Consider the following 13,834-nt stretch of genomic DNA (forward strand, 5'->3'; position numbering starts at 1 on the left):
CAGACTTTAGTTAGATTTAGAATCAATTCTTAGATGTTTTCCAAGAGATAATCTTAATGTTGGTCTCGAGTGGTGATTACAGAAACGTTATCGTAAAGCTTAGTGAAGGTGTATTTATAAATGATCAAAATCCGATAATTGGAGGTTAATTATGAGAGCATTCACTGTAGAAGCAGTTTTTATCGATCGTGATGGAACGATCGGTGGTTCAGATGAAGTCCTTTACCCGGGGGAATTTGAATTGTTTCCATACACTAAAAAATCTCTGGAAAAATTAAAAGCACTTGGAATTAAACTGTATGGATTTACGAACCAGCCCGGTATTTCAAGAGGTGAAGCTACAAAAGAAGCATTTGTAAGAGAAATGATAGAATTTGGCTTTGATAATGTTTTTATATGTCCGCATCAACATACGGAGAGATGTGAATGCCGCAAACCGAACCCAGGAATGTTACTTGACGCTGCTAAGAAAAACAATTTAGATTTAAGTAAATGTATTGTAATTGGCGATCGATGGTCTGATATTTTAGCAGGTCATCATGCTGGATGCAAAAAGATATTAGTTTTGACTGGAGCAGGGAATGAAGCTTTAAATAAATACAGACATAAATGGTCAAACACAGAAGCGGATTTTATTGCAAGTGATTTCGAAGAAGCAGTTAATTATATTATTAGTCTGGAAGGAACGATTGAAGCGGACCTAAGATAGGAACTATCTAAGGTCTGCTTGGGTTGTGAATATGGGAACGTAATATCAGATAGATACTAACAGAAAAACTTGGAAAAGAGCCTATAAAAACTATGTTAGATGTAGAGATAAGACATTGAAGAATAGTAAATATTGGATTTTATTTGTATGATTATTAAAAAAAATAATTTTATAGGAGGAATTAGAATGAAATTTATCGTTTCTGCTAGTGTAATCGTTCTCAATGAACATAATGAGATTTTACTTATGAAAGGTCGAAGAGGTTGGGAAATGCCTCAAGGTTGTGTTGAAGAAGGAGAGACTATTAGGCAGACAGCAGTTCGAGAAGTGAAAGAGGAAACAGGGATTGACATTGAATTAATTAAATTTTGTGGATTGTATCAGAACATAACGCGTGGCGTATGCAACAATATATTTACTGGAAAACCGATTGGTGGAGCTTTAACTACCAGTGATGAAAGTGAAGAAGTGGGCTACTTTACTTTAGAAGAAGCTGGGCAAATGATAACATGGGGGAATTTCTATGAAAGAATTCATAATGCATTAGATGAGCAAAGCCATCCATTTTTGATTGAATTTTCAGAATAAGGGCATCCATTATGATAGACTCCACCTTAAAGTCGCTCCTATCTTGGTTGGTGATGTTTTAGACAAACACCATTCGACCCAAGATAAGGGCGCTTTTTATATGAATGTACCTTCGTAACTCAGGTTTAATTGCGCTAGTTTTCTAATTGTGATTAATTTAGAATAATTAAGTATGTGATACAAGATAAGGAGGGTTATACATGAATATGAATATCTTCATTATTGAGGATGACCCTCTTCTCCTAGAGGCACTTAGAGAAGGGTTAAGTCAGTGGTCATATGAAGTAAGTTACCCAAGTGATTTCTCGCATGTGATGGATTCCTTTGTAGATCATCGGCCTCACTTAGTGATTATTGATATACAGCTGCCCAAGTTTGACGGTTTTCATTGGTGTAGAGAGATACGTGCCGTGTCCAAAGTTCCGATTATCTTTCTCTCATCAAGAGATCATCCGACAGATATGGTGATGGCCATGAACTTAGGGGCGGACGATTACGTTCAGAAGCCTTTTCATATGGATGTACTTCTCGCCAAGGTTCAGGCAATTCTTCGTCGAGCGTATACATATGAAGAAGCATCCTCTGATGTAATGGAGTGGAATCAAGCGATTATTGATTTGAAAAGTTGCGAAATTCATAAGGATGGGAAAACTATTAGCCTGACAAGAAATGAGTTTTTTATTCTATCAATATTAGTAAGGTCCAATAACAAGGTCATCTCACGTCATGAACTGATGAAAAGGCTCTGGGATGATGATCAATATATTAATGACAATACGCTCACTGCCAACATCACAAGGTTACGGCAACAGCTCGCTTCTCTCCATTTAGCCGAGGGGATTGTAACTAAAAAAGGTCTGGGGTATATGGCCGTTACGCTTTAGGAGGTTTCACATTGTTCATTGCTTATCTCTTTTATAAAAAAAGTTGGATCGGCATAATGGGGTTATTGCTTCTGCTCACGAATGCTTTGATACAATTTGACGCCGGTATAGATGTGGAGCCTCATTCCCTTATCTATTTAAATACATTGTTTCTAACCATCTGTATTATTTTTTTGATATGGAGATATAAGAAGGAAACAGTCTATTATAAGTCTTTGCATACCCTTTTTAATGATTTGGGAGAAGACTGGTTTGAAAGCATCCCGGAACCCCAACGTCGTTTTCCTGACGGGGTGATGTATACCCTTTTGCAAAACATTCATGAGTATGATCTAAACAAACGTCGTGAGGACCAGTTAACTCAACGAATGGATCATGATGACCTTTCCTCATGGGTTCATGAAGTGAAAACGCCCCTTACAGCGATGAAGATCATCATGGATGGTCACCGTTCTAATGAGTTAGTACAAAGGTTAAATGCTCCTTGGTTGAGAATGCACTTATTGATCGACCGGCAGCTTTATATTTCGCGATTAGCGAACTTAGACTCAGACTTGCTCCCGGACAAGCGGAAAGTGCAAGATTTGATAAGAGAAGAAGTGCGTGAGCTATCAACATGGTGTATGGAAAAAAATATAACCATCGAGGTGACGGGGAATACCGCTGCTACCGTGTACACGGATAAAAAGTGGTGCGGATTTGTGATGAGACAGCTTTTAACAAATGCGATTAAGTACAGTCCAACAGATGGTAAGGTATCCATTCATATTGATCTCCAAGAAAATGAAAATGTCATGGTATCGATTATGGATGAAGGACCCGGCATTCAAACACATGATCTGCCACGTATATTTGATAAAGGCTTTACTGGGGAAAATGGGAGGGTTCAGCACTCGGCCACTGGAATGGGACTTTATCTTGCAAAAGAAATAAGCAAGAAATTACACATTCGACTTGAGGTTGCTACAGCTGTTGGCGAAGGTACATCGATTGGGATGATATTCTCTAGTGACAATCCATTTGAACGGATTAGACGATCACCCCTGAATAATAGGCATGAATGAAGCAGTTAGGATATGTAAACCTGACTGCTTTTTATTTTGGCAAGGTGACAAAAATATCACATTGGGTCCCATTTTATCACCTAAAGCTTACGACCAAGAGGCATAAAAGAATTACACTGTGTATAGAACAACTTGATTGGAGTGTATGGGATGAAAGATCAAATCACACCGAAGACCGTTTTACTTGCTGAGGGACTACGTAAATCATATGGTTCAAAGGGAAATGCTCAACAGGTGTTACAAGGCATCAACCTTCGCGTGACAGAAGGAGAGTTTGTTGGCATTATGGGACCTTCAGGCTCAGGCAAAACCACCCTTCTCAATACTTTAGCAACCATTGACCGTCCCACGGATGGAGAAATTTTCATACAAGAGTACGAGATTTCCAGAATGAAGGATAGACAGCTTTCAGATATTCGTCGTCAGCATTTAGGTTTTATCTTTCAGGATTATAATTTGCTTGATACGTTAACGGTCAAAGAAAATATTTTGCTGCCGGTGTCTTTAACCAACATGAGCAAAATCGAAGCAGAACATGAGTTTAATGAGATTGCAGAGATTTTAGGCATTAAGGAATTAGCGGATAAGTATCCTACTGAAATTTCAGGCGGCCAAAAACAGCGTACCTCTGCGGCAAGAGCGTTAATTCATTCGCCTTCGCTTGTTTTTGCGGATGAGCCTACCGGTGCCCTGGATTCCAAAGCAGCCTCTAATCTATTAGAAAATTTACATGAGATCAACCAGACACGACAAGTCACCATTGTTATGGTTACACATGACCCGCTGGCATCCAGTTATTGTAGCCGGGTCGTTTTTCTGAAGGATGGAAAGGTTTTTGCTGAATTGTACCGGGGAGAGAAAACGAGAGAAACGTTCTTCAAAGACATTCTGGATATGCAGGCCGTTCTTGGAGGGGGCAGCCCGAAATGAACATCTGGAAACTGGTGATGCGCAGCACGCGGAAAAACATCAAGATGTATTATCTTTATTTTTTCGCGATGATTTTCAGCATCAGCTTATATTTTATCTTTTCGACCCTGCAAAACGATCAAACCGTCATGGAAACCGTTCAAACCAGCGTAAACTTCTCAACGGCTTTTCAGATCGCAGGCATATTGCTTATTCTCATCACCATTGTGTTTACGATGTATGCGACGAATATTTTTATCAGAAGGCGTAGTCAAGAAATCGGATTGTATCAGTTAATAGGTTTGTCCAAGGCTTGGGTCGCTCGGGTACTGATCCTGGAGCACACCATACTTGGCCTGGGGGCTTTATTGATCGGAACATTTGTTGGAACCATGCTCTCACGACTCTTTCTCTTGCTGTTAATGAACCTGTTAGGGCTTAATGCCAAGTTTGGATTAACCTTCTCAGGTCAGGCATTTATTCAAACGATTGCTGTATTTACCTGCTTGCTTGCGGTTACAACCTTACAAATCATATGGATAGTATATCGCAATACATTGCTGCAATTGTTTCAGGCTAATCATCAAAATGAAAGTTTTGTCAAACGTCCAAGCATCGTGTCAGCCATTTTAGGGGCAGCCGGAATAGGTCTGATCGGGTTTGGTTATTATGTGTCAACTCTTATTGGATACAATGCAGATGCGCTGATTTTTATCATGTTAATTGTTCTCGTCAGTACCATACTTGGAACCTATTTAGTCTTCCATACAACCATAAGCTGGATATTATATGTTTATCGAAAAAGGCAAAATGGAAATCTCGGCCTGGTTAACAGTCTCTCGATCGCATCTCTAATGCACAGAATGAAAGGTCACGCCAATTCGTTAACCTTAATCACGATCTTGTCTGCGATGACCATTACAATGATTTCACTATCCTATTCCTTATATTATTCCATTGAAAAGGATGTAAGATTAGCGATGCCTTTTGATTTTGCAGTAGAAAATATGCCTGAGGAAGCCGCTGTGATCACAAGTAAGTTAGAAGAGGCACAGATTGAATTTGATTATCATCAAGTGGATGCGATTCGATTTCATGGTGCATGGGTGGATCAGAATCAGAATTCAAAACCAAGCCATCGTAACAGACCGTTTTTACTTTTCTCAGCAGAGCAGATGGCACAGGTTGGATTAGATCTGAAGCGTCCCCAAGATGGTGAAGCCATCTATCATAGTTCGCGAGCCATTATAGAAAGCATGGAGGTATTATCTCCAAAAGAGGTGCAGTACGCTTCAAACGATGAAGTTAATCTAATAACCATCTCGAAGTCTGAGCTTAATAATGTGATGAATTACATTCTTCATGGCTATCAATTACTTGTTTCTCAAGAAACCTTCGAGCGAATGAGAGACAGCATTCAGGAGGATGAATTCAAAGAATTGGTGACATTTGAGGTGTTTAACGTATTGGATACGGAGAAAACAGATATCGCTTCAGATATCTTTCGAACGAGCGTGGACAGTGACCTGTTACTCAGGGACTTTTATTCCACATACGAGGGATCACGTCAAAACTTCGGACTCCTCATTTTCATTGCCGGCTTTCTAGGCTTGGTATTTATTCTTTCAACGGGAAGTATCTTGTACTTTAAACAAATGACCGAGGCCGAACAAGAGAAACCTCATTATCGGACACTGCGCCAACTCGGATTTCAAGTAGACGATATGATGAAAGGCATCATCCGTAAACAGCTCTTTGTTTATTTAATTCCGCTTGGCATTGGGCTAACTCACGCTGCTTTTGCCTTGAAGGTAAGTTCCATACTCATCGCTACAAGTATGCTTACTCCAATCCTCATTAGTATGGCAGCATATATCGTGATCTATTTAGTGTTTACGGTCGTTACCATTCAATATTACAAAAATATCGTTATCAATGCTCTATAGAAAGGAAGAACAATGATGAAAAAAAGAATCCTTTTTTCTTGTCTCGTTGCTATCGTTATGATTGCTGGTCTCTATCTCTTCATGCGTGAGCCATTTGATCGTTTTAATCCAATGATTAAAGAGGAATATGCATATGTTAAGGTTCAAGATGAACCTGTAGATGATGACGGCAGATATAAGTATAGGGAGCAGGGGGTCACCGAAAGTGGAGAGACAAAACGAGTGGTATTCAGCACCAGTACCAGACTCGATCAAGGCACATTTTTAAAAGTACTCGCCAAAGGTACCTACACAGCAGACTATAAGTTTATCAAAGAGGATGAAATGACATCGAATTAAAGAGAGGGAGCGTCTTATCCATTCTTACGAAGGATGTATTGCAGTAGGCCGAATTTCCGGGGTGAGATGAACGGAGCCTAGGCCGCTTGGTATCTTGTGAAATGGCTAAGGATACAGATATGAGAGTAGTTTAATATAAGGAGTAGCCTGGGAACAAAGGTTGCTTCTTTTTTTTGCTTTTACACTTCGCAAATGGAACATTGTGGGTTATATTGGATATGATTTGGTACTATAGTAGAGAAATGGAGAGATGGTCAACCTTGGATGAAAAAACACGCTTTCCGATAGGACACTTTGAGCCAAGTCTTAAATTCTCTAATGAGGACCGAATCCACATCATAGGTCAAATTTCCGGAATTACGAAGACCTTAAGAGAGATTACACAACATCTCAATGATGAACAACGTTGTACTCCTTATCGTAATGGCGGTTGGACAATCACACAAATTGTGCACCATTTGGCGGACAATGACATGAACGCTTATATCAGATTTAAGAGAGCCTTGACTGAAGATGAACCGATGGCAAGCTCATATCGAGAGGATTTATGGGCATCATTACATGATTACAGGAATACGCCAATCGAAGATTCAATTTTGTTGATGGAGATACTGCACAAGCGATTCCTCACGTTGCTGCAAGGGCTACATCCCGATCAGTTTAGACGAAAACTCCGAACAGAAGTGTTAAGTACAATTTCATTGGATATTGCTCTACAAAGATTTGTATGGCACGGGCAGCATCATATTGCTCAAATTAAATCTTGTATAACATCGCAGAGGTGGTAGGGTTTTATACATCTCAAGTGTGGAGGTAACATATGGGGAATGGAAGGATTCTGGGCATAGCATATAATGTAATTCCAGTGAAAGATTTAGAAGTGTCAGCCGCCTGGTTTGTAAAACATTTTGGATTTAACATACGCCACCAACGCGAAGGATATTTGAGTTTATTTCGGGGGAATCGCCCAATTTTGGACTTGATCCAAAGCGATAATGAAACACGAGCGACATTTGAAGTACATCTGAAAAAGAGATGGGTCATTACATTTTTCGCTGATGACATTGGTTCTTTACATGACTACTTAATATCAGAGAATGTGAAAGTAGGGGCTGTTAGTGATGAGGGACAGTATGGGAAGTTTTTTGTGTTAGAAGATCTGGACGGTAACTTATTTGATGTGTGGGAACACCATGATTGTGAATTGAATTTTTAATGAGGAGCCTTGGTCTGCTACTATCACTTACCTAGGATCTGTATGTAAACGGATTCAGAACTAGATTAGGGGGATACGGATATTGATTGAAGACGAAAAAGTATACCCTGACTGTTCAGTTGAAATAAGAACGGTAGACGTTGGCGGTTTAACAAAGCCAGAGCTTATTCAGAAACTGGACCAATACTCTATTTTATTGAATAAATATGGAGAACAGTTGTTAAATGATGAGAGATTTGTAGTTTCCGGTACAAAGCAAAGCTTGCAAACGGTTGAGTTGACCGTCAGACAACTTGGATTTTCGGATGGTGCTACGACTTTTCAGCTCTTTCGAAGAGCAAATGATCTTGGGCTAGAATGTTGTCCGGTTGAGTTAGGACCTTATCTAAGAATGCAATGTTTGGATCAGCCTGAGATATGTTCTACCAATATTTCAGAGGGTAACAAAGCTCCGTCCGGCTCCATTACCATAGCATCTGCAGCCCTTACGGAGGATAATGAATTTCCAAAAGGTTTTTATCTCAGACGAATAAACGACAAGTTATGGTTACGAGGATATCTTGCCGACGATTTGCATATTTGGAGTCCTCATGATCGTTTTATCTTCTGTAGGTCTCAGCTTTCTATAGCATGAAGATCAGAAAGGTATTTTTGAAAACAAAGGAGTGAAAGACCAATGGATATCAAAAACAAAAGCGGAGATGTGCTTGGAAAAATTCAAATTGAATCCTTACGCAATGATCATGCGATTGACCGAATCGTCTTTGACTTAAAGCCTGGTGAGGGGAAGGCGATTTATACCGCAGATGTTATAGAAAATCAATTCACGCAACAGACCAATTATGCACCCATTCCATGGGAAGACGGTTTGAAACAATTGCAGAAACATTATTCTCCATGGCAGCCGAAATTTCCGATTGATTCTGATATAGATGCCATTCATGTATTTTATGGATTTGATAATTTAACTCCGCAAGAAATTGATGAAATGATTGAAGAAAGTAACAGGTCAGGCAGAAATGTAGTGATACGCGACTTGAAGCCCAATAAGAGGGTTGTGGGCATCAGCATCACCTATAAAGAATACGGTGGTTATAAACTTAATATTTTCGGGACAACAAAGAGCCGGATCGCATTGTCTGATCATGATGGTACTAAGGTTAAACAAGCAGCCGTACGTGGTGTACAAGCATTTTATATTTTCAATAACGAAACTTCCCAATTGATATGGATCGAAGAGGATGTGCATGGGAAGGCGTTGCAATACGAGATCATTGGCGGAAACATGTCAGAAGATCTTGTGATGAAGATTGCGAAGTCAATGAACGGATAAATTTTATATTATAACTGTTCTAAAAGGAGTTTCTATGAATCGGACGATAATGATTAGCGATATTCATGGCTGCATTGATCCATTTAATCAGTTATTGCATGATATCAATTACAATTCGAAATATGATCAACTAATTTTGCTCGGTGACTATGTGGATCGAGGTCCTAACAGTAAAGAAGTGGTCAAAGAGGTTATCAGATTAGTTCATGAACATCATGCGATTGCATTAAGAGGCAATCATGATCAACGGTTAGTTGATTTAATAAATGAGGGAAGTTCTGTAATTAAAGCGAAGTTTATTGAACACGGCGGTATTCAAACACTTCAGAGCTATTGTAATGTTAAAGGCGAAATTTCTGATGGAATGTTGGAGCATGCGAGAGAGTCAATAAAAATAGATTACGGTCATCATATTGATTTTTTGAGTGAATTACCTCTATACCATGAGGATGAAGCTCATATTTACGTTCATGCCGGATTAAATCCTAATTACATAGAATGGAGGAAACAATCAGATCATGATTTTATGTACATGAGAGATGAATTTATCCGACATACGTTTACAAATTTACACAGAAACATTATTTTTGGACATACAAAAACGATAGATATCCACGGGACAGCCAATATTTGGTTTGGTGAAGATAAGATAGGCATTGATGGTGGATGTGCCTATGGAATGCAACTTAATGGTTTAATTTACCAAAATGGTTCTTACGTAACTTCTGATTCAAAGTTTAATCTGAGTGAGGTGCAACGATGAGTTACAAAACTATTCTCATAGACCAATTAAACGCCTGTTATCATGACAAGAGCTGGTTTATACCGCTTCATGATATTTTGACAGACCTCAATGCGGCGGAGGCCGCTTATGTAAAGAATGAGGGGGAGCACTCCATCTGGGCGATCGTCAATCATCTTATTTTCTGGAATGAGAAGTGGCTTGAGAGATATATTGCCGAACAGGTCGACGGGCAGCATTCAGTGAATAATGAGGATACATTCGAGATAGATCCGTCTAACCTGAATGATGTGGAGTGGGGCAAGACATTACATAGACTAAAAACCGTCTTTGGTGATTGGAACAGGGCACTTGAAGATAGCGAAGAACATAAATTGACCCGTGAAATCCCTTCCTATTTCAACGCGCCATGGTGGGGAGTTGTATCAAATCTATGTATTCATAATGCCTATCATATTGGCCAGATCATGCTGCTCAAAAAATCAATGAAACACACGTAGGACACGCTGTATTACGTTTATAAAATTATACTTAAGCAAAGGAAGATGAACATCATGGAAAAAGGCAAAATTATATTTTTGAACGGTGTAACCAGCTCTGGTAAAACTTCAATTGTCGAGGCGATGCAATCATACGATGATCCGTTTTTCTATGTTGTGGCTAATGATTTATTTGAAAATACGATTGGTGATAAACATCTTCAGACGGATTACTGGAAGTATCTGAGTGAAGCGATTGTAATGATGTATCATACGGCAAAAGTATTTTCAGACCATGGAAAGCATGTTCTGATTGATGGCATTCTTGTGGAAAGACCGGAGCTCGCGCCGCATTATGAACAAGTCAAACAGATTTTTGAAGGGTATCCACTGGATATCGTTGAGTTATATTGCCCCCTCGACATCTGCCGTCAGCGGAACATCGAACGTGGGGATCGAAGAGAAGAGCAATCGGATGAGCAACATCAAATCATGGCTTCCGACATTCAGTATAGCTACTCGGTGGATACGAGTCTGCATACACCTGAGGAATGTGCCGAGATGATTATAAATACGCTGTTTAAAAGTGAATAGGGGTTCACTGTATGAATTGAAGAGAATGTAAAAAGAAGCTGGGGGTGTGGATGACATTGCTTTCTGCATACTGGAGGTACTTTTTATATGTAACTGAACATAAATTGAATGTTTTAATCGAGTGCTGGCATGAAGGTTTATATGTACAAGGGCTGCTTCATGATTTATCCAAGTTTTGTCCTCAAGAATTTATCCCTTATGCAATCAAGTTTTATGCGGGCCGTAAAGATGAAGATACAGAACTAAGATGGAAGAACGCATGGTTACATCACCAGAATCATAATAAACATCATTGGGAGTATTGGATTGTAAACAGAACTACAAAAGAAGCTTTGCCTATGCCAAAAAAATATTTTATAGAAATGGTATGTGACTGGAGATCTTTTTCAAGAAAATGGGGCCGCAGAGTCAAAGATTCCAATTTGGCAGAACGTATGATGAACTCGGAAGATGTTATTCTGCATCCAATGACGAGAGAAGCGCTTATGCAGTACTTATTAGAGAGGTGAATAATGATGATCCAAAATGATATGCGGTTTTTGGAATTGGCCATAGGAGAGCGGGCTGCCGTAAAACGAAAAATGCTGAAAGAATGGAATGTTAGACTGGGAATTATCAATACAGCATGGGATGAAAAGTTCATATGATAACAGCTGGAATTACAAAAAGTACGCTCATTAATGATTTAAGAGGCTTAGGTGTTAAGAAGGGCATGACGATAATCGTTCATTCCTCCTTCAAAGCAATAGGTAAGGTTATAGGTGGCCCGGTAAGTGTTATTTTAGCTCTGGAAGAAGCCGTTGGAACCAATGGAACCATTGTCATGCCCACTCAAACAGAACATCTTTGTGAACCTTCAGAGCATGACGCGAACCTGTCTTCAGAGGAAATTGAGTTCATCAAAGACAACATGCCTATTTATTATCCTGATTTAACACCAACCTCGTATATGGGTATCATTCCTGAGGTGTTTCGGAGGCAAGATGGTGTGTTTCGAAGCTCACATCCGCACATGTCTTTTGCTGCCTGGGGGAAAGAGGCCAAACGGATAATGGAAGATCACAACTTGCATTATGCATTAAATGAGAAATCCCCGTTAGGAAAAATCTATGATTTGAGTGGATACATTCTGTTACTTGGTGCGCCTACAAATAGTAACACCTCCTTGCACCTGGCCGAATATAAACAGCAGAATTCATTTGTTAAGCCAAAAGTCTGGGGAGTAAAAATGCTGGTGGATGGAATTGAGCAATGGACTACATACGATGATATTAACAATGAATCAGATGATTTTGAATTGATTTTTAATGAGTTTAAGATCCAGACTAACGCTGTTACCGAAGGAATGGTAGGGGAATCTGTGAGTTATCTGATACCCCAAAGAGAGATGATTGATTATGCTTTGGGATGGATGAATCGTAATCGAAGAGAACATATCGAGCAGTGAATCATTTCAAAAAAGATAGAAGGGGGAAATGTAATCATGACTAAAGAGATTGAACATTTGCTTCAAACTTTTGAAGAATGGGCGTTGTTTGTCAAGACGATGAATCATCTTGAAGAGAAGACCTGGAATTCCAGCATGGAAGAAGGGAAATGGACGATAAAATCCATCGTCAGCCACATGATGTTATGGGATAGATATTTTTACAAAGAAGCGATTGAGAAGATTGCTCTGAAGCAGACAGTTACGTTGAAACAAATGGATTTTGAAGAGTTTAATCGCAAAGCTATTGAGTACGGGAACCGCACAGAGACGTCCGAAATCGTAAATAAGGCTATCACGTACCGCCATAAAATTATGAATGACATTCGAGGGTTATCGGAGGAACAGCTTCATCAGACGTATTTGGACGCAGAGGGGAACGTATTTTATATTCCCCAATACCTTAAAGATTTTATATGGCATGACCAGCATCATATGGAACCGTTGAAGAAATATCTTGCCAACCTTGAAGCGTAAAGGATTTAGCAGGCAGGGGGTGACACGGAACACAGCATGTTGCTTGCTTTGAATATAATATGTATCCCAAACCAGGGAGGGATTGTAGTGAGTAGTCATACGATTGAATTAACTCAGGAAAATCTGATCGGTTCATTTACCAATGAGGTAACCCCCATTTTGAGCGTGAAATCTGGTGATTCCATTCGTTTTCAGACGCTAGATGCGGGCTGGGGCATGGGTGTGAGTTATGTGGAACGCATGAAACCTGTTGATCGTCAAGGTGAAAAAGATGGAGGTCATGCCTTAATCGGTCCGATCTATATCGATGAGGCGAAGCAAGGACAGACGTTGGAGATTGTTTTTAATGAGATCGTACCCGGAAGTTACGGGTTTACTTCCGCCGGCGGATATCCGAACTGGCAGAACCAGAAGTTACATCTAACAGAGGTTGAAGAACTGTCGCTGAACTGGACACTTGATCGCCGAACGATGAGTGGAAGCTGTGAAATAAAAGGAAAGTCCTTCACTGTATCTCTCTCGCCGTTTATGGGTGTAGTGGGCATGCCGCCAGAGTCAGGTGGAATTCATACGACTTGGCCGCCTCGCTATTGTGGAGGGAACATCGACTGCAAGGAACTGGTGCAGGGAAGTAAATTATATTTACCTATCCCCGTAGACGGGGGTTATCTCGCGATTGGTGATGGTCATGCACGGCAGGGAGACGGTGAAGTCAGCTGTCAGGCCATTGAATGTCCGATGAAAGTGGTGGATGTCACGCTTAATGTGATTGATGATATGATTTTGACCAATCCTCGTGCACATACGCCATCCGGCTGGATTACCTTCGGTTTTCATGAAGATCTGAATGAGGCTACGGTTGAAGCATTAGATGGGATGCTCAATCTGATGGGTGAGTTGTACGGACTAGAACGAGTGGAAGCGATTGCACTTGGAAGCGCGGTAATTGACCTGCGTATCACCCAAATTGTGAATGGCGTTAAGGGTGTACATGCTGTCCTTCCGCATGACGCTTTTAAGTGACTTAAGGACTGTTATACGTCGTATTAGTTGAAATCGGGGGTCGAT

The 13,834-nt window shown here is 40.1% G+C and carries 18 protein-coding genes; all 18 read left to right on the top strand.

Going from position 1 to position 13,834, the window contains the following annotated elements; translation table 11 throughout:
- Nucleotides 1-151: 151 nt before the first annotated feature.
- Nucleotides 152-709 carry an HAD-IIIA family hydrolase gene (locus MKY01_RS12315; protein ID WP_339286482.1) on the top strand — a complete coding sequence of 186 codons (558 nt, stop codon included), beginning with the start codon at nucleotides 152-154 and terminating at the stop codon, nucleotides 707-709.
- Nucleotides 710-895: 186 nt separating this feature from the next.
- Nucleotides 896-1,297, top strand: coding sequence for an NUDIX hydrolase (locus MKY01_RS12320; protein WP_339286483.1), 402 nt, complete (start codon nucleotides 896-898; stop codon nucleotides 1,295-1,297).
- A 200-nt stretch (nucleotides 1,298-1,497) separates the two neighbouring features.
- Nucleotides 1,498-2,181, top strand: a complete 684-nt coding sequence (locus MKY01_RS12325; protein ID WP_282321777.1) for a response regulator transcription factor — start codon at nucleotides 1,498-1,500, stop codon at nucleotides 2,179-2,181.
- An 11-nt stretch (nucleotides 2,182-2,192) separates the two neighbouring features.
- Entirely contained in the window at nucleotides 2,193-3,245 is a 1,053-nt protein-coding gene (locus tag MKY01_RS12330) for a sensor histidine kinase (RefSeq protein ID WP_339286484.1), read from the top strand.
- A 150-nt stretch (nucleotides 3,246-3,395) separates the two neighbouring features.
- Nucleotides 3,396-4,175, top strand: coding sequence for an ABC transporter ATP-binding protein (locus tag MKY01_RS12335; RefSeq protein ID WP_339286485.1), 780 nt, complete (start codon nucleotides 3,396-3,398; stop codon nucleotides 4,173-4,175).
- The gene (locus tag MKY01_RS12340) at nucleotides 4,172-6,100 is read left to right on the top strand and encodes an ABC transporter permease (protein WP_339286486.1); all 1,929 of its coding nucleotides are present in this window, start codon (nucleotides 4,172-4,174) and stop codon (nucleotides 6,098-6,100) included. Before MKY01_RS12335 ends, MKY01_RS12340 begins: the two co-directional genes overlap by 4 nt.
- Before the next feature lie 12 nt (nucleotides 6,101-6,112).
- Nucleotides 6,113-6,439 (top strand): YxeA family protein, encoded by a 327-nt coding sequence (locus tag MKY01_RS12345; RefSeq protein ID WP_339286487.1) that lies wholly within the window; start codon nucleotides 6,113-6,115, stop codon nucleotides 6,437-6,439.
- A gap of 260 nt (nucleotides 6,440-6,699) precedes the next feature.
- Nucleotides 6,700-7,227, top strand: coding sequence for a YfiT family bacillithiol transferase (locus MKY01_RS12350; protein WP_339286488.1), 528 nt, complete (start codon nucleotides 6,700-6,702; stop codon nucleotides 7,225-7,227).
- Nucleotides 7,228-7,259: 32 nt separating this feature from the next.
- The gene (locus MKY01_RS12355) at nucleotides 7,260-7,655 is read left to right on the top strand and encodes a VOC family protein (RefSeq protein WP_339286489.1); all 396 of its coding nucleotides are present in this window, start codon (nucleotides 7,260-7,262) and stop codon (nucleotides 7,653-7,655) included.
- A gap of 79 nt (nucleotides 7,656-7,734) precedes the next feature.
- Complete coding sequence (locus tag MKY01_RS12360; protein WP_339287148.1) at nucleotides 7,735-8,289, top strand: helicase; 555 nt, start codon at nucleotides 7,735-7,737, stop codon at nucleotides 8,287-8,289.
- Between the two features lie 42 nt (nucleotides 8,290-8,331).
- On the top strand, nucleotides 8,332-8,988 hold the full coding sequence (locus tag MKY01_RS12365; protein WP_339286490.1) for a DUF4367 domain-containing protein: 657 nt from the start codon (nucleotides 8,332-8,334) through the stop codon (nucleotides 8,986-8,988).
- Nucleotides 8,989-9,022: 34 nt separating this feature from the next.
- Complete coding sequence (locus MKY01_RS12370; protein ID WP_339286491.1) at nucleotides 9,023-9,751, top strand: metallophosphoesterase family protein; 729 nt, start codon at nucleotides 9,023-9,025, stop codon at nucleotides 9,749-9,751.
- Nucleotides 9,748-10,230 (top strand): DinB family protein, encoded by a 483-nt coding sequence (locus tag MKY01_RS12375; protein ID WP_127546042.1) that lies wholly within the window; start codon nucleotides 9,748-9,750, stop codon nucleotides 10,228-10,230. Before MKY01_RS12370 ends, MKY01_RS12375 begins: the two co-directional genes overlap by 4 nt.
- Nucleotides 10,231-10,284: 54 nt before the next feature.
- A complete protein-coding gene (locus MKY01_RS12380) occupies nucleotides 10,285-10,803 on the top strand; it encodes an AAA family ATPase (protein WP_127546045.1) in 519 nt (172 codons plus the stop codon).
- 50 nt (nucleotides 10,804-10,853) lie between these two features.
- Nucleotides 10,854-11,312: a DUF5662 family protein gene (locus tag MKY01_RS12385; protein ID WP_240767979.1), complete on the top strand. Its 459-nt coding sequence runs from the start codon at nucleotides 10,854-10,856 to the stop codon at nucleotides 11,310-11,312.
- Nucleotides 11,313-11,446: 134 nt separating this feature from the next.
- Entirely contained in the window at nucleotides 11,447-12,250 is an 804-nt protein-coding gene (locus MKY01_RS12390) for an AAC(3) family N-acetyltransferase (protein ID WP_339286492.1), read from the top strand.
- Between the two features lie 36 nt (nucleotides 12,251-12,286).
- Entirely contained in the window at nucleotides 12,287-12,766 is a 480-nt protein-coding gene (locus MKY01_RS12395) for a DinB family protein (RefSeq protein ID WP_127546051.1), read from the top strand.
- An 87-nt stretch (nucleotides 12,767-12,853) separates the two neighbouring features.
- Nucleotides 12,854-13,789: an acetamidase/formamidase family protein gene (locus MKY01_RS12400; RefSeq protein WP_339286493.1), complete on the top strand. Its 936-nt coding sequence runs from the start codon at nucleotides 12,854-12,856 to the stop codon at nucleotides 13,787-13,789.
- The last annotated feature ends 45 nt before the right edge of the window (nucleotides 13,790-13,834 follow it).

It is taken from the genome of Paenibacillus sp. FSL R5-0486 (assembly GCF_037975155.1).
Classification (GTDB): Bacteria; Bacillota; Bacilli; order Paenibacillales; family Paenibacillaceae; genus Paenibacillus; species Paenibacillus amylolyticus.

Coding starts and splice junctions, on each gene's coding strand:
- MKY01_RS12315 (WP_339286482.1), top strand. CDS start 152: ATGAGAGCATTCACTGTAGAAGCAGTTTTTATCGATCGTGATGGAACG.
- MKY01_RS12320 (WP_339286483.1), top strand. CDS start 896: ATGAAATTTATCGTTTCTGCTAGTGTAATCGTTCTCAATGAACATAAT.
- MKY01_RS12325 (WP_282321777.1), top strand. CDS start 1,498: ATGAATATGAATATCTTCATTATTGAGGATGACCCTCTTCTCCTAGAG.
- MKY01_RS12335 (WP_339286485.1), top strand. CDS start 3,396: ATGAAAGATCAAATCACACCGAAGACCGTTTTACTTGCTGAGGGACTA.
- MKY01_RS12340 (WP_339286486.1), top strand. CDS start 4,172: ATGAACATCTGGAAACTGGTGATGCGCAGCACGCGGAAAAACATCAAG.
- MKY01_RS12345 (WP_339286487.1), top strand. CDS start 6,113: ATGATGAAAAAAAGAATCCTTTTTTCTTGTCTCGTTGCTATCGTTATG.
- MKY01_RS12355 (WP_339286489.1), top strand. CDS start 7,260: ATGGGGAATGGAAGGATTCTGGGCATAGCATATAATGTAATTCCAGTG.
- MKY01_RS12365 (WP_339286490.1), top strand. CDS start 8,332: ATGGATATCAAAAACAAAAGCGGAGATGTGCTTGGAAAAATTCAAATT.
- MKY01_RS12370 (WP_339286491.1), top strand. CDS start 9,023: ATGAATCGGACGATAATGATTAGCGATATTCATGGCTGCATTGATCCA.
- MKY01_RS12375 (WP_127546042.1), top strand. CDS start 9,748: ATGAGTTACAAAACTATTCTCATAGACCAATTAAACGCCTGTTATCAT.
- MKY01_RS12380 (WP_127546045.1), top strand. CDS start 10,285: ATGGAAAAAGGCAAAATTATATTTTTGAACGGTGTAACCAGCTCTGGT.
- MKY01_RS12385 (WP_240767979.1), top strand. CDS start 10,854: ATGACATTGCTTTCTGCATACTGGAGGTACTTTTTATATGTAACTGAA.
- MKY01_RS12390 (WP_339286492.1), top strand. CDS start 11,447: ATGATAACAGCTGGAATTACAAAAAGTACGCTCATTAATGATTTAAGA.
- MKY01_RS12395 (WP_127546051.1), top strand. CDS start 12,287: ATGACTAAAGAGATTGAACATTTGCTTCAAACTTTTGAAGAATGGGCG.